Consider the following 13,968-nt stretch of genomic DNA (forward strand, 5'->3'; position numbering starts at 1 on the left):
GCAGAAATACCATGAGTTTACAGCAGGAATTTGCTGGGAGAGAGTTAAAAAGTACAAACACATAGTATAGACTTGTTTAGAGTAGTGAGTGCTAACACATGTCCCTGATATTACTGGTAAAAGTATAAGAACATTTAAGAAAAAAGCAAAGGAGTGGATTTAGATGTTAAAAGGCGGATATAAGGGTAAAATTTTGCGGCTCAACTTAACAACACAGACCTTCTCTTTAGAGGATACTACTGAAGAAATGGCCAAAAATTATATTGGTGGTGCAGGGTTTGGGATTAACATTTTAATGAAAGAAGTTTCTCCAACTGCAGATCCTCTGGGAGAAGAAAATAAACTAATTTTTGCTCCGGGTCCATTTACCGGCACTAACGTTCCATGTGCCAGCAGAATTGCAGCTGTGGCTAAATCTCCCTTGACAGGAGCCATTGGAATGGCATCTTCCGGGGGTTATTTCCCGGCGGAAGTTAAGTTTGCAGGCTATGATGTTATAATTATTGAGGGAAAAGCAGAAAAACCTGTTTATGTCTATATTAACGAAGATAAAATTTCCTTCCGTTCTGCTGAACAGCTGTGGGGAACAAAAACCTTTGACTGTCAGCAAATGATAAAAAATGATCTTGGAGACCAAAATATCAGAGTGGCCTGTATTGGCCCTGCAGGTGAAAATATGGTAAAGTATTCCTGCATAATTAACGAGCGCAGGGCATTTGGCCGGAAGGGTCTCGGAGCCGTAATGGGTTCAAAAAACCTTAAGGCTATTGCTGTAAGGGGTCAAAAAGAAGTAGCTATTAATGACAAAGATGCTTACAAAACAGCCCGGTCTGTAATGAATAAAGCTATGAAAGAAAGCCATGTTCTTTATTCAATGTTCTCCAATGCCGGAACACCCTGTGTTGTAGATTTAGCCGGTGAACTAGGAATACTGCCCACAAGAAATTGGTCGGATACTGGTGAGTGGATTCCAGTAGACAAGCTTGGATTGGAAGCAAATAATGAAAAGAAAATAGGCCGTGAACACTGCTATAAATGTCCTGTTGGCTGCAGTCAGATGAAACTTGCCCGGGGTGGAAGATATGCCGGTATGCTGACAGAAGGTCCTGAATTTGAGTCCATTTACTCCCTGGGCAGCACCCTTGGAATAGATGACCTGGATGTAGTTATTACGGCTGACCGTGTTTGTGATGAATTGGGGTTAGACACAATCTCAGCAGGTGTGGTGGTAGGTTTTGCCATGGAGTGTTACGAGAAGGGTCTATTAACCAAAGAAGACACCGGTGGAGTGGAACTGAAGTTTGGAAACGACATTGCATTCATGGATCTCTTATTGGATATAACCTACCGCCGTGGTCTGGGTGACTTGTTGGCTGAGGGGACAAAAATTGCAGCAGCAAAGATCGGTGGAGGTTCAGAAAAGTTTGCAATGCACGTTAAAGGCCTGGAAATGCCCGGCTATGATGTGCGGGGGGCCAAAGCCCAGGGCCTAAACTACGCTACTTCTTACACTGGTGCAGACCACAACCGTGGCTATGCTTTCCAAGAGATATTCGGAATTCCCATTCCTGAAGAAGTAGACCGTTTCGCATATGAAGGTAAGGGAAAACTGACAAAATGGAATCAAGATGTGCGTGCAGTAACATGTGACTGTGCTACTATGTGTGCCTTTATACTAGATATGGCAGTTCCTGGGATTGCAACACAGAATACTGCCTCTCTGCTGGAAGCTATCAGCGGCCTTAAGTTTACAGCTGAAGACGTCCAAACTGTAGGGGAAAGGCTTAATAACGTTGCAAAGGTCTACAATACTGCTGCAGGTCTTACCCGCCAGGATGATAATTTCCCAGAGCGTATTATGAATGAACCTTTAAAGGACGGTAACTCTAAAGGTGAGTGTATCAGCCAAGAGAATCTGGATATAATGCTTAATGAATACTATGAAGCCCGTGGCTGGACCAATGAAGGTGTTCCAACAGAAGAAAAACTTCGTGCCTTAGGATTAGACGACTTAATTGGTTTGCTGCAGGATAAGTAGTTAATAATAGAAATCAGGTGATATAGATAATGATTACCATAACAGTTAAAGGCCTTGCCGATATTGGCAAGATAATAGGGTTTAGGGGGGAGATTGAGCTTACTCTCCCCCCTGGATCCACTCTTTATGATCTTTTGGCGGCCTTAACTGAAAAACTAGGCCAAAAATTTCATCAAAGAGTAATCAAAGATGACGGGACACCTATTTCTGTCCGTGAAGATGTGAGATTGCTGCTGAACGGACGAGATATAGCCTTTTTAAAAGGTTTAGCAACGGTGTTAAATGAAAAAGATAAAATCTCATTAATCCCCCCTTTGGCTGGTGGATAAAAAGTAATTTAATACTATGGGAGGAGTGGATAATATGTTAGTTGTGGAACAGAAAACCAAAGAGAAAGCCCGTACGTATGAGAAAATTGAAATAGTTGGATTGATTCTTGTAATTGCAGCTATGCTTGGTTTACTTTTTATCCCTGAAACTGTTGCTGGTATTTTTAACGCCATGGTGGATGGTGCTTACAGGGCTTTCAGTATCTTTATTTTTGATGGTATTGTAGGTATAGCTATTGTAGTTAGTATCATTGTAGGACGAGTCCTTGAGCGTTTAGGATTTACAGATGCCTTGATACGTATTTTTGTTCCTATTATGAAATACATCGGAGTTAATTGTGCAGTGATCATACCTAGTGTTTACAACATTATTGGTGACAGTAATGCTGCCGGGAGGATAGCAGGGCCAATTTTGCCTAAAGCCAACGCTACCAAAGATGAGCAAAAAATTGCCATTGCTACCATGGTACAATCCCAACAGTCTTTAGCAACCTTTATGTTGGGCCTGACAGCCTTGACTGTTCTTGGAATTAAAGTATTTCCAGTAATTCTTATAATGCTCTTTGTCCCCTTGATTGTAGTTCCACTTTTCCTTCGCTTAACTATTTATAGAGATACAAAAAGTATGGAGTTGGATAGCATGCCAAAATTCACACCGAATACTCCGGCATTGACCACAATATTTGGTGCAGCTAAGGAAGGAGCCGAACTCCTTTTCTTACTGGTTATACCAGCCGGTGCTGTAATACTTGGCATAATTGGCGCTTTGGACTATTTAGGCATCTGGGGTCCTGTAAATGGCTGGATAAGCAGCGCACTGGAATATTTGTCCATTCACCCTGAAACAGGTATTCTTTCAATTATGGTTTCTCCCACCATGGCTATGGGGCAACTGCTGAATACCGTTCAGAATGCTTCCATTGATCCAAAGCTGGCAATAGGATCCTTCATATTGGCTGCTTCATGTTTCCCGCTGCAGATTATATTTGGCCAGATTCCAGCTATTTGGTCTCAAGTAACTGACCTGAATGAAAGCGAAGCAATGAAGGCTGCTATATTGGGTGCTGTTATGCGACTGGTATCTACTGCTTTAATCGTATATATACTTACTCCGTTGGTTATTTAGGGTTAAGTATGAATTGTTCAATTTGGTGTTTTGATTGAAAAGCTATTATCTCAGCCCTATATATATTGAAATGTTTCTACAACAAATATGATGCATAATTATAGAAATATTTTTAATAATCACTTTAGCAGGTAGGGCAATAGTAAACATTATTACCATTAAAGACGGCTGAAATAGGCTGTCTTTAATGGTTTTGGGAAAAAACTTTTGTTAAGAACATATTTCATTTAAGCTTTTTTTTGAAGAACTTAGAGTTTAGGAATTCAGCAATGGGAATAACATAACGGCGCAGACCATTCCAATTAACTTCTACATCGGGACGAGACAGAGGGATATCAAGGGAGTTGCCTAATACGTCTACCAGGCGCATGCAAAACATCTGACGGAATTCGTTAATATCTTTAACTGCATTGGTTTCTACAATTAGTGCGGCATCTAAGGATTCTTCAAACTGGACAATGATTCCCGGCTCAGCTTCTCCTATGCCTGTTCCCCTCGGCATCATCATATGGTTGTAGTTAACCTCCCTGCCCAGCCCTCCCAGACGTTTATCCTGCAGCACTAAAGATTCTTTTTTATAATTGTCTATTCCTATTGTTTCGTTATCTATCAGCCCTCGGCTTCTCAGGCATAGTTTAAAAAAGCTATTACTTTTCAAAAAAATAGAGCGATAACTAAATAATTCCACTGAGAATCTCATTGTTATTCCACCTTTTTGTTATTTTTTAAAGACTTTTTACGATATTTTATTGTATCATAAAGTGCAATATTAAATGCCCACCATATTTTGGAAAAGCTCAACCCTTGTGAACCCCTATATACGGTCTCTTCCCAGGCGATTAGCGATGTCTATGGGGCGCAGTCTCTCTTTCAACAGTATTTCTATCTGGTAGCGTTCTCTTTCTGTCACATGTTTACCAGATCTATTTCGTTCTTATAACCAGCTCAGTAAAGATGGCTACAACCACTTACCCCAGGAATTCAATCATAATGGAGTGTTAGGGGTCAGCCGGACACCAAAAAGCGTTCATTTTATCTGCCATTCTCAAAATTGCTTACTCTTTTAATGCCATCTATATCAAGCGGCTGTTAACCGCATATTGTTATAGTATTGCTGCTCAAATTCCATTGGAGACATATCATCAAGGTAGCTATGGATTCTTTCAGAATTGTACCAGAGAATATGATCAATTACCGCTAGCCTTGCCCAGGAACGGGTTTTGAAACGCTTTCTACGTATCAGCTCTTTTTTAATAGTTGCCACAAGATGCACCTGCTTCATTAAACGACGAATCCGGTCATTGCTGCACTTAGTCCCTTTTTTTCTTAATTTCTTCTTTATCCGGCGGTGGCCATAAGTGCAGCGGGAGTCAAAAAACAGTTGTTTTATTTTTTCTGCCAGCTCCCGGTCTTCTTGCTCTGTCTTGGTTAGAGGCTTCTTAAGCCATTCGTAAAAAGCGCTCCGACTGACGTCTATAACAGTGCACATCCTCGTGACGGAAAATTCGGAGCGATAGTCCTTGATAAACAAGTATTTTATTTCCCGTCTTTGGCGAAGATGCTCATGGCCTTTTTTAGAATGGCGTTCTCCTCTTCCAGATCTTTAATGCGCTTATCCCGTTTACGAACTTCTTCGTCAACGGGATGAAGATTCCCCTTACCTGGGAAGGAAGCACTGCCCTGACTGCCAAATTGCACAACCCAGCGCCGTACAGTGGTGGCAGTCACACCTATATCTTTAGCTACCTCTGCGGGGGACTTGCCTAGCTCCTCCACCAAGCGAACCATTTCTTTTTTATATTCCGGGTCAAATCGCTTGTGATACTTGCTACCAGACATTTACTAAACACGTCCTTTCAATAATTAATTATAGAGTGTTTCTACGTGTCCGGCAAATCCGGTAATCTCCATAATGACTCGTTCCGACTTTGACGGACACACAATCGTGATTGTATAATTAAATCATGAAAGGGTGTTTAGAATGGGTAAAAATAATATTAGATATGATGATGAATTTAAGTCAGGTGCTGTAAAAATGGTTGTAGAAAAAGGTGTCCCAGTAAGTAAGGTAGCAAAGGATCTAGGAGTATCAGAGCCTGCCATTAGAAGATGGGTAAATAATAAGACTTTACCGAAAGACGCTGCTGCCAAAAAGCTTTTAGAGCTTGAAGCAGAGAATAAAAAGCTTAGAAAAGAGCTTAGCGACGCTAATGATACTGTAAACATTTTAAAAAAGTCAGTAGCCATTTTCGTAAAACCATAGAAAAAGTAACAATTAGTGACAAATTTAAATTTATTAAAACTCACAAATTCGGGCATTCTATGGAGAAAATGTGTATGCTATTAAAAGTTTCCCGAAGTGGTTATTATGACTGGGTGGACAGGCCACCATCTAATCGAGAAAAAAAGGATCAAAAAATCCTTAAGATAATAAAAAAGACCCATATCAAGCACCCAGTATGGGGCGTCGACCCTATCTGGGCAGAGGTTAAAGAAACCATACACTGCAGCCGTGGAACAGTCTATAGGCTGATGAAAGAAAACGGCATCAAGTCAAAGCGTAGAGCTAAGTGGAAAGCAACAACCAACAGCAAGCACAATTTACCGGTAGCACCAAACTTATTAGAGCAGAACTTCAATACAGAGCTACCAAATACTGTCTGGGTGGGAGACATTACATATAATTGGACAGATGAAGGCTGGCTATATACAGCCATAGTAAAGGATTTATGCACCAAAGATGTCGTAGGTTACGCTATGGGAGATAGAATTGTCAAAGACCTGGTTATAAGAGCAATGGCGATGGCCGTAAGAAACGAAAAACCCAAAAAAGATCTAATATTTCATTCAGATAGAGGAAGTCAATACTGCTCAAATGATTTCAAAGACCTATTAAAAACTAGTAATATCAGGCAAAGCATGAGTCGCAAGGGCAATCCTTACGATAATGCCTGTGCAGAAAATTTCTTTAGCTGTTTAAAATGTGAATGCACTAATTTTTATATATTTGAAACCCGAGATGAAGCAAAACAGGCCATTTTTGAATATATAGAAGTTTATTACAACAGACAAAGGCGACACGCCTCTTTGGGGTGGATTACACCGCTGGCATATAAAAAGCTTTTTGCCCATGACATTGTGGCTTAAATAATGAATGGTTTTAGAGTTTTTAAAAAACAAAAATCATTTTAGCAGTAAAGGTTGTGGGTATGTGGTCAACGCGAAGTGTTGTCCAAGCAGTTGTGGAGCTTGTGGGTAACTCCGGAGGAGTTATCCGTCAAATCCACATCTGCGGCATATCCATCAACCAGGACTAATATTTCAAAACTTTATGAAATGTCACGATATCTTCACGAAACGGTGTCCGATTTAGAGAGAATGGCTCAAATTTAAGATGGAAATTGTACTGGAGCTGCTCCAAGAGGAAAAACAACATAAAGGGGGAGGTGATTACGGGATAGCCCCGTAATCATGTTTAATATAATGATAATAACCGGAACGAAAAAGCATATACCCGGCTGTATAGAAGCAGTTAAGAATTCTGAATTGGGGCAAGCGTATAATAGACCTTTTGATTATTTGCAAGCCTGCTTTACAGAAGGCATAAAAAGCAAAGAGATATATGTTGCTGTTAACGAAGACAGTGTCTGCTTAGGATTTATATGGATAGTCCCTAAAGGGGTATTCTGTGAATTTCCATATTGCAAAATTATTGCTGTTAGAAAGGAGTGCCGTTCTCAAGGTATTGGCACCGCCTTGTTGCAGCACTTTGAAAGCCTTGGTTTTGCTAACTCAACTAAAATATTTATTAATGTCAGTGATTTTAACATGAACGCAAAGAAACTGTATGAAAACCTGGGTTATAAAGAATATGGCCTAGTCCCGGATTTATTCAAAACAGGAATATCAGAGTACATAATGATGAAAGCCAGAGGGTATTAAATGATGAAAGAGCAAGCTATACACAATCTTGAACCGATTTTCGATGACAACTTAAGAATCTAAATTCTTGGAACTATGCCATCCTAAAAATCCCGCGAAGCAGGTTTTTATTCTGCTAACCCGCGAAACCGTTTTTGGCGTGTAATCACAGAGATCTTGTCTAAGGAGTTGCCTGTTACTATCGAAGAAAAGAAAACAATGTTGCTCGAAAACCATATTGCATTGTGATACGTTTTAGAGACTTGTCCCATATTGATATAAAAGCTATTTACACAGCCGGAGTAAAGGCAACAACCTTATATAGAAGATACTGTTATCCGGAAACGAAAATAGAGGTTATTTATCTTCTATCAACGAGTGCTGCAAATTGCAGATATTCATTTAACGGTTTGCATTGCTTCGCCATGTGTAAAGAGTAGTGACTGGAATTTTTAGCTTTTCAGCAGCTACTGTCGGACCTACTTCGCCGGACAGCTTAATGGCCTCTTCTTTAAATTCTTTATCATATACTCGCATCTGGACACCTCTTTCTTTTTTGGGTTATTATTTCCAGAATTACGAGTTTTGTTACTTAACTAAAATGATACCACTCCAATATGTTTATTGTATTAACCATGGTTTAGTGGTATATACAGATAATCTATAATGATATTTAAAGCGGGCTCGATGTTAATAAATGAGGGAGTGTTACAATCAATGAGAGATCATCACATAAAAGAGAATATACTATTTCAGCTAGACATGTGCTGGCAACTTTATCTTTATCATACTGAAAATCTTGAAGATGCAGAGGCACTTTGGGCATTCAAGCCCTCGGGTCTTCAGGTCCGTAAGCAAGATGATGGATGGCGTATAGATTGGCCTGAAAAGGAAAGTTATGAGATTGGGCCCTCCAGTATTGCATGGACTATGTGGCATATTATATATTGGTGGACTACTGCATTGGATTGCAATTTTGGAGATGGTACATTAAATATAGAAGACATCCCTTGGCCAGGAAATGTTGAAAAGGCAAAAGAAACAATAAAGTTACTACACGATAAATGGGTATCAAAATTAAATGAGTTGTCGGAGGAAGATTATCATTTAAAGCAGTATGCTAAATGGCCATTAGAAGATAGGAACTTTGCCGATATTGCACTTTGGTTAAATGGAGAATTAATGAAAAATGCAGCGGAAATAGGTTATGGGCGATTTTTATATGCAACCTGTATAAAATAAGAATACTATAAGACCCTTTTATCTATTCCCGTTGTGCCTGAAACCCACCATTATGTTGTGAGCCTGATTGAAAATGCGCAAGACGAGAACGCAGAATTCCTGTATCACGCACCTACCTTTGTTATTGTCTCTAATTTAGAAGACAACGGAAACTCAATGCCCGATTCAGCATTAGCCATCGGAAATATGATGTTGGTTGCACATGCCCTTGGTATCGGTTCCTGCTGGTTGAGTCAATTACCAGGTTTTACTCATATGCCTTTAATCCGTGAGCTTTTGAATGACTTGGATATTCCGGCAACCCATATTGTATATGGCTCGGTTGTTATGGGTTATGCAGCAGAGGAACCCAAACCAGCTTCACCACGTAATAATGTCATACACATTATTCGGTAAATAAGTATAATCATGAATTTGAAGCCATCGGGTATGAGTGTATGGCCGAGTGAATGATTGGACTAAAATTATTAGGCGAAGGAGGAAGCGGACGCTAACATAGTTGACTATAGCGACAATACATAATATTATAAGATAGCTCCATAAGCTTATTAAGCTTAAATTATCAGGAGGGTTTTATGAACACAAAATATAGTACACGAGAGTCCGTATTATTGCCGGGGGCATGGCAGTAATGTAGCCGCCTCCGGCACTATTTTTATTTCATAAAAATATGGAGGTAAAAATAATGTATAACTATCATCGTACAGAAAAGTATGATAAGCGCTTTCTATCGCAAAATTTTATGGGTCCAAACGCAATGCTTATGCTTGACGAGATCACCCAATGTGTTGAACTCACGAAGGAAATGCGTGTTTTAGATCTGGGCTGCGGCACGGGGTTAACATCGGTGTTTCTAGTTAAAGAATACGGCGTACAAACATTTGCAGTTGATTTATGGATTACAGCTACCGATAACTATAAGCGTTTTCTGCAAATGGGTGTTGATGACTTGGTTGTTCCTATCCATGCCGACGCAACGGTGGAGTTGCCTTTTGCAGACGAGTACTTCGATGCACTAATAAGCGTTGATTCCTACCACTATTACGGAAACAACGATGACTATTTTGAGAAGCATTTGAAATCGCTGATTAAAAAGGGCGCACCGGTTGCAATTGCTATTCCCGGCACAAAGCAGGAAATGAACGGCATCATACCTGATGCGTTAAAGCCGTTTTTAGACGACGAGGGTTTTGCCACATTGCATTGCATTGAATGGTGGACGCAAATTCTTGAAAAGCATTTAGACGACTTTTCGATTAAGGAAATGGACTGCACCGACACAGCGTGGAGTGATTGGCTTGCTACCGATAATCCAATTGCAAAGCAGGATATAGATATGATGAAAGCCGATAACGGCAAGTATCTGAATCTTATCTCAGTAACAGGAAAAAGAAAATAACCTATAAAAAACAAAACAAGGCACCCTACGCTCTAATTTCGTAGAGTGCCTTACTCGTTTTAGGGGGTCACATTTCAAAAACACCGCCACGCCGGATTTGAATTCCACGGTGAACTTGTTTACGTAGACGTTGACCTTTTCTATTAGCCGCCTGACAAGCTGCTCCTCGTAACCGGTTATGGCTGCGGGTTGCTCTTTTAAGAATATATTCATATCGGCAATTCGTTTTTTCAGTTCATCCCGTCCAGCGCTTTCCTGCTGAACCTTTGTTTTTCTTCACGTAGGCGGTAAATCTCTTCGGCGACATCTTTGTAATCGGCCTTGGAGTTGGCCATTTTCAGAAGCTCAATTTGAAGTTCCTCCAGGCGCTTGACGATACCAGCTAAAGTCTGATTATTTTTGCGGTTCAGGACGGTTTTGATGTTATTCTGTAGTGTGACTAGGAAGAAGTTCTTATCACATAGTGTTTGGTTGATAGCAGTAACCAGTACTTGTTCGATGGTGCTTTCTAGGACTGTTCGTGCATCACAGAATAGGCCAGTGTTCTCCAATCGGCTGACGCATCGCCAGACGATGGATTTTTTACCCCGGTTATTCCAGTGAACTCTTCGGAATACCTCGTAGTAACCAAGGATACTGAAGGGCAGTGGATAGATTTTGACCAGTCACTGTTAATCATGGATTCCTGGTTTGTATCATTTGCTACCCCCAAAGCAAATGAAATGATTGAACGTAAATACCATGATTTTTGACTGGTTGATTGGTTAATTGGTTAATATACCGCTGACCCGTGACCGATTCCTCTGTCGTTCGACTCTGGGATTGCCAATGAGAGATAAGTTGGTGTCAGGCACTATGAATTATAGTATTCTAGTCAAAATTTTAGTCAAAATACACCGTATTGGAGTAAGTAGATAAATAACAAAAAAAGTAACCACAGCCTATCAAAGTGTTGTGGTTACTGTGTTTTTAAGTTGGTGCCGAAGGCCGGACTCGAACCGGCACGTACAGAGTACGCTTGATTTTGAGTCAAGTGCGTCTGCCAATTCCGCCACTTCGGCATGTGACGTTATATTAACACATGATTTTAAAAATGTCAATAAACAATACCCCGGCCTATTAAAGTGTGATTACAAGGTGATTACAATTGTCTAATAGATAAAAGCGAAAGGGGGTTTTCGTTAAATTATTAAAATCGCCCCACCTTTTAAGATTATCTGTTCCTATGCAGTCATATATATGATATTATTAATTAGAATTGGTTTTACCTTCCTCATTAGACAACTTTTTTTTGGGTTGTTTATCAGACTAATTTTATTCGAAATTAATGGTAACGGGGTGTTTCATATGGGTAATAATCATATTTATAATGTTGAAAAAGGGGATTTTGTTTCCATTTATAATCAAGATTACACGGTTGATCAAGTGATTAAGCTGGGAACTGGGAATAACAATAATGTTAATATTTTAATTAAAGATGGTTCACTGCGTAAATGGCTTTGCCTTAGAAATTATGGTGAGGTTTTTTTTGTCCTCTGTGATGAAATGACTCTAGAGATTCGAGATTTTACCGACCAGTTATCATATAATAACAATGGTTATGATATTTTAAATAAAGGAAGTGTCAGGGCAATAGCTACATCAAATTTAGGTTATCCACAATATATAAACATTGATTTTTTTGATTACTTGAGAAAGGATAAACTAGAATATTTGTTTGTGCAAATAATTTCCGGTAAGGTAACTTTCATGATTGGGGAACCTGTTATTAGTACTGCCATAATGGTTTATCCCAGGCCTAAGTAATAAGCTTTGTTTTTTTACTAATGCTAAATTTTTATGCCCTCTGAAAGAGAAGCATTTAAAAAAGTAATAGAATTATGGAGGTAAGTCCAGTTCTGTTGTTTACCCTGTATTAATGAGAAGTAATATGTAATACTTAAATTTATACACAATTACAGGAAGGAGTTAAAAAAATGGGAATATTAAATCGTTTTACGGATGTAGTAAAATCTAATATTAATGCCTTGATAGACAAGTCAGAGGATCCTGAGAAAATGGCTAACCAGATTATTATAGATCTGGAAAAACTCTTAGGTGAAGCTGCCCAGGGAGTAGCGTATGCCATTGCTGAAGAGAAGAGGCTTAAGTCCATTGTGGAACAAAACAAGGCGGAAATGGATAGGTGGGAGATGCGGGCCATGGAAGCCCTGAAGGTTGGGGATGAAGAGTTGGCCAGGGAAGCTCTTAATAAAAAACACAGCTTCGACAGCGACTATACCACATATTATGAGCTCCACCAGCAGCAGGTTGAACAGGTTAATAATCTCAAGGGAAATCTGAGACAGCTTAATGAGAAAATTGAAGAAGCCAGGCGAAAACGCAATAACCTTATTGCCAGAAGCAGAAGCGCAAAAGCTCAAAGCAGCATTGCTAAGGCTATGGGTGGGGCTTCTTCCAGTGATGCCCTGGGCAAGTTAGAAAAAATGGAGCAGAAGGTACGGCAAAAAGAGGCTATGGCTGAAGCATATAACGAGCTTAAAACGGATGATAGTTTAGAGAGCAGGTTTAAAGAAATAGAAAAGAAAAGCAGCATTGACCATGAACTGGCTGCCTTAAAAGAAAAACTGAAGAATTAAAAGTTATAAAGTAGAGGGTTCGTCTGTTATTCAAGTTAAATGACGGACATCTTAACGGGAGGAACGGCAATGAGATTTTTTAGAAAACAATTTTTAGATATTCTGGAATGGGAAGATCGGGGTCAAGAAATCCTTGTTTATAAATATCCCATGGAAGATAATGAAATTCAAAACGGGGGGAAACTGGTGGTCCGCCCTGGGCAGGGAGCAATTTTTGTTAATGAAGGAAAGATTGCTGATGTTTTTTTAGAGCCGGGCACGTATACTTTAAGCACTCAGACACTTCCAGTTCTAACTAACCTAAAGAGCTGGTCATACGGATTCAAATCACCTTTTAAATCGGATGTTTATTATGTTAGCACCAAACGTTTTTTGGATCAAAAGTGGGGAACCCCTAAGCCGGTATTGATCCCAGATCCCAAGTTTGAACAGGTAGAGATTAAGGCCTTTGGGACTTTTTCTTTTCGTGTAATGGACCCGGCTTTGCTTTTGATTGATGTGACCAGCACAAACAAGGTATACACGGTGGAGGACATCCGTGGGCAGTTAAGAAGTTATATTATATCTAATTTTTCTCCTATGGTGGCAAATCAGGGGGTAACTATAGCAGAGTTAATTCAAAACTACCAGATTATTGATGAAGCAGTTTTAGGTTCTGTTAATGAAAGGTTTCAGAAGCTGGGCCTGGAAATGATATCTTTTGTTACGCAGAACATTTCTCTTCAAAAAGAACTTCAAGATGCTATTCGCAAACGATCCTCTGTCAATATTTTAGGCAGTATTGATAATTATAGTCAGATTAATATGGTGGATGCAATGAAAGAAAGTGTAAAGAATCCCGGCATGAACGCTATGAATCAGGCGGGCATGGGTATGGGTATGGGCATGGGCATGGGAAATGCCATGGCTCAGAATATGCAGAGGAAGGGAACTGACCAGACTCCTCAACAGCAACCTCCTCAACAACAACCCCATGCACCTAAAGGGGGAGGAATTAACTGTTCGCAATGTGGCACAGCTGCCACTGAAGATGCATTATTCTGTAGAAAATGTGGAACAAAAATTCAGACGGCTCCTGCAGAAGATGTGTTTTGCTCCAAATGCGGGGGCAAGAATAAAAATGATTCTTTGTTCTGCTCAAAGTGCGGCAGCAGCCTCAGTGGATAGTAAGAAATGTGTTACTGTAAACCTCAACCATTATAAATTTTTGAGGAAAGACAAAGAAGTAAGTTTGTGTTATACTTATATCGAAATTTATAAATATGCTTGATTAA

At 39.7% G+C, this 13,968-nt stretch carries 17 protein-coding genes and 1 tRNA gene; 12 read left to right on the top strand and 6 right to left on the bottom strand.

Translation table 11 applies throughout. The features are described 5' to 3' along the window. The first annotated feature begins 163 nt into the window (after window positions 1–163). Genes HUE98_RS05250 through HUE98_RS05260 form a run of 3 tightly spaced genes read left to right on the top strand, consistent with a single transcriptional unit; the run spans window position 164 to window position 3,493 of the window. Window positions 164–2,038 (top strand): aldehyde ferredoxin oxidoreductase family protein, encoded by a 1,875-nt coding sequence (locus HUE98_RS05250; protein ID WP_241422809.1) that lies wholly within the window; start codon window positions 164–166, stop codon window positions 2,036–2,038. 29 nt (window positions 2,039–2,067) lie between these two features. After that, on the top strand, window positions 2,068–2,367 hold the full coding sequence (locus tag HUE98_RS05255) for a MoaD/ThiS family protein (protein ID WP_241422810.1): 300 nt from the start codon (window positions 2,068–2,070) through the stop codon (window positions 2,365–2,367). A 34-nt stretch (window positions 2,368–2,401) separates the two neighbouring features. Further along, window positions 2,402–3,493, top strand: coding sequence for a hypothetical protein (locus tag HUE98_RS05260; protein WP_241422811.1), 1,092 nt, complete (start codon window positions 2,402–2,404; stop codon window positions 3,491–3,493). Between the two features lie 223 nt (window positions 3,494–3,716). On the opposite strand, the gene HUE98_RS05265 is transcribed toward HUE98_RS05260, so the two are convergent. The 3 genes from HUE98_RS05265 to HUE98_RS05280 form a co-directional block, all read right to left on the bottom strand. Further along, window positions 3,717–4,193, bottom strand: coding sequence for a hypothetical protein (locus HUE98_RS05265; protein WP_241422812.1), 477 nt, complete (start codon window positions 4,191–4,193; stop codon window positions 3,717–3,719). 378 nt (window positions 4,194–4,571) lie between these two features. Then, window positions 4,572–4,982 carry an IS3 family transposase gene (locus HUE98_RS05275; RefSeq protein WP_241422814.1) on the bottom strand — a complete coding sequence of 137 codons (411 nt, stop codon included), beginning with the start codon at window positions 4,980–4,982 and terminating at the stop codon, window positions 4,572–4,574. A gap of 47 nt (window positions 4,983–5,029) precedes the next feature. Beyond that, window positions 5,030–5,332, bottom strand: coding sequence for a transposase (locus HUE98_RS05280; RefSeq protein WP_241422815.1), 303 nt, complete (start codon window positions 5,330–5,332; stop codon window positions 5,030–5,032). Window positions 5,333–5,474: 142 nt separating this feature from the next. Between HUE98_RS05280 and HUE98_RS05285 the strand changes: the two genes are divergently transcribed. From HUE98_RS05285 to HUE98_RS05295, 3 genes are all read left to right on the top strand, one after another. Further along, window positions 5,475–5,756, top strand: coding sequence for a transposase (locus tag HUE98_RS05285; RefSeq protein WP_241422816.1), 282 nt, complete (start codon window positions 5,475–5,477; stop codon window positions 5,754–5,756). 11 nt (window positions 5,757–5,767) lie between these two features. Then, window positions 5,768–6,640, top strand: a complete 873-nt coding sequence (locus HUE98_RS05290; RefSeq protein WP_241423510.1) for an IS3 family transposase — start codon at window positions 5,768–5,770, stop codon at window positions 6,638–6,640. A 324-nt stretch (window positions 6,641–6,964) separates the two neighbouring features. Continuing rightward, window positions 6,965–7,435, top strand: coding sequence for a GNAT family N-acetyltransferase (locus HUE98_RS05295; protein WP_241422817.1), 471 nt, complete (start codon window positions 6,965–6,967; stop codon window positions 7,433–7,435). Between the two features lie 381 nt (window positions 7,436–7,816). On the opposite strand, the gene HUE98_RS05300 is transcribed toward HUE98_RS05295, so the two are convergent. Further along, the gene (locus tag HUE98_RS05300) at window positions 7,817–7,951 is read right to left on the bottom strand and encodes a transposase (protein WP_241422818.1); all 135 of its coding nucleotides are present in this window, start codon (window positions 7,949–7,951) and stop codon (window positions 7,817–7,819) included. A gap of 180 nt (window positions 7,952–8,131) precedes the next feature. Between HUE98_RS05300 and HUE98_RS05305 the strand changes: the two genes are divergently transcribed. From HUE98_RS05305 to HUE98_RS05315, 3 genes are all read left to right on the top strand, one after another. Next, window positions 8,132–8,656: a DinB family protein gene (locus HUE98_RS05305; protein ID WP_241422819.1), complete on the top strand. Its 525-nt coding sequence runs from the start codon at window positions 8,132–8,134 to the stop codon at window positions 8,654–8,656. Between the two features lie 57 nt (window positions 8,657–8,713). Further along, window positions 8,714–9,052: a nitroreductase family protein gene (locus HUE98_RS05310; RefSeq protein ID WP_241422820.1), complete on the top strand. Its 339-nt coding sequence runs from the start codon at window positions 8,714–8,716 to the stop codon at window positions 9,050–9,052. A gap of 289 nt (window positions 9,053–9,341) precedes the next feature. Further along, entirely contained in the window at window positions 9,342–10,055 is a 714-nt protein-coding gene (locus HUE98_RS05315; RefSeq protein ID WP_241422821.1) for an SAM-dependent methyltransferase, read from the top strand. A 230-nt stretch (window positions 10,056–10,285) separates the two neighbouring features. On the opposite strand, the gene HUE98_RS05320 is transcribed toward HUE98_RS05315, so the two are convergent. After that, window positions 10,286–10,606 (bottom strand): hypothetical protein, encoded by a 321-nt coding sequence (locus tag HUE98_RS05320; protein ID WP_241422822.1) that lies wholly within the window; start codon window positions 10,604–10,606, stop codon window positions 10,286–10,288. A gap of 424 nt (window positions 10,607–11,030) precedes the next feature. Continuing rightward, window positions 11,031–11,116, bottom strand: a tRNA-Leu gene (locus HUE98_RS05325). A 286-nt stretch (window positions 11,117–11,402) separates the two neighbouring features. Here HUE98_RS05325 and HUE98_RS05330 point away from each other — a divergent pair. The 3 genes from HUE98_RS05330 to HUE98_RS05340 all read left to right on the top strand — a co-directional run bounded on the left by HUE98_RS05330 (window position 11,403) and on the right by HUE98_RS05340 (window position 13,861). Next, entirely contained in the window at window positions 11,403–11,861 is a 459-nt protein-coding gene (locus tag HUE98_RS05330; protein ID WP_241422823.1) for a DUF4178 domain-containing protein, read from the top strand. Between the two features lie 170 nt (window positions 11,862–12,031). Next, a complete protein-coding gene (locus HUE98_RS05335) occupies window positions 12,032–12,694 on the top strand; it encodes a PspA/IM30 family protein (protein ID WP_241422824.1) in 663 nt (220 codons plus the stop codon). Window positions 12,695–12,763: 69 nt separating this feature from the next. Then, a complete protein-coding gene (locus HUE98_RS05340; protein WP_241422825.1) occupies window positions 12,764–13,861 on the top strand; it encodes an SPFH domain-containing protein in 1,098 nt (365 codons plus the stop codon). Window positions 13,862–13,968 lie beyond the last annotated feature (107 nt).

The sequence above is a fragment of the Candidatus Contubernalis alkalaceticus genome (assembly GCF_022558445.1).
GTDB classification, from domain to species: Bacteria; Bacillota; Dethiobacteria; order SKNC01; family SKNC01; genus Contubernalis; species Contubernalis alkaliaceticus.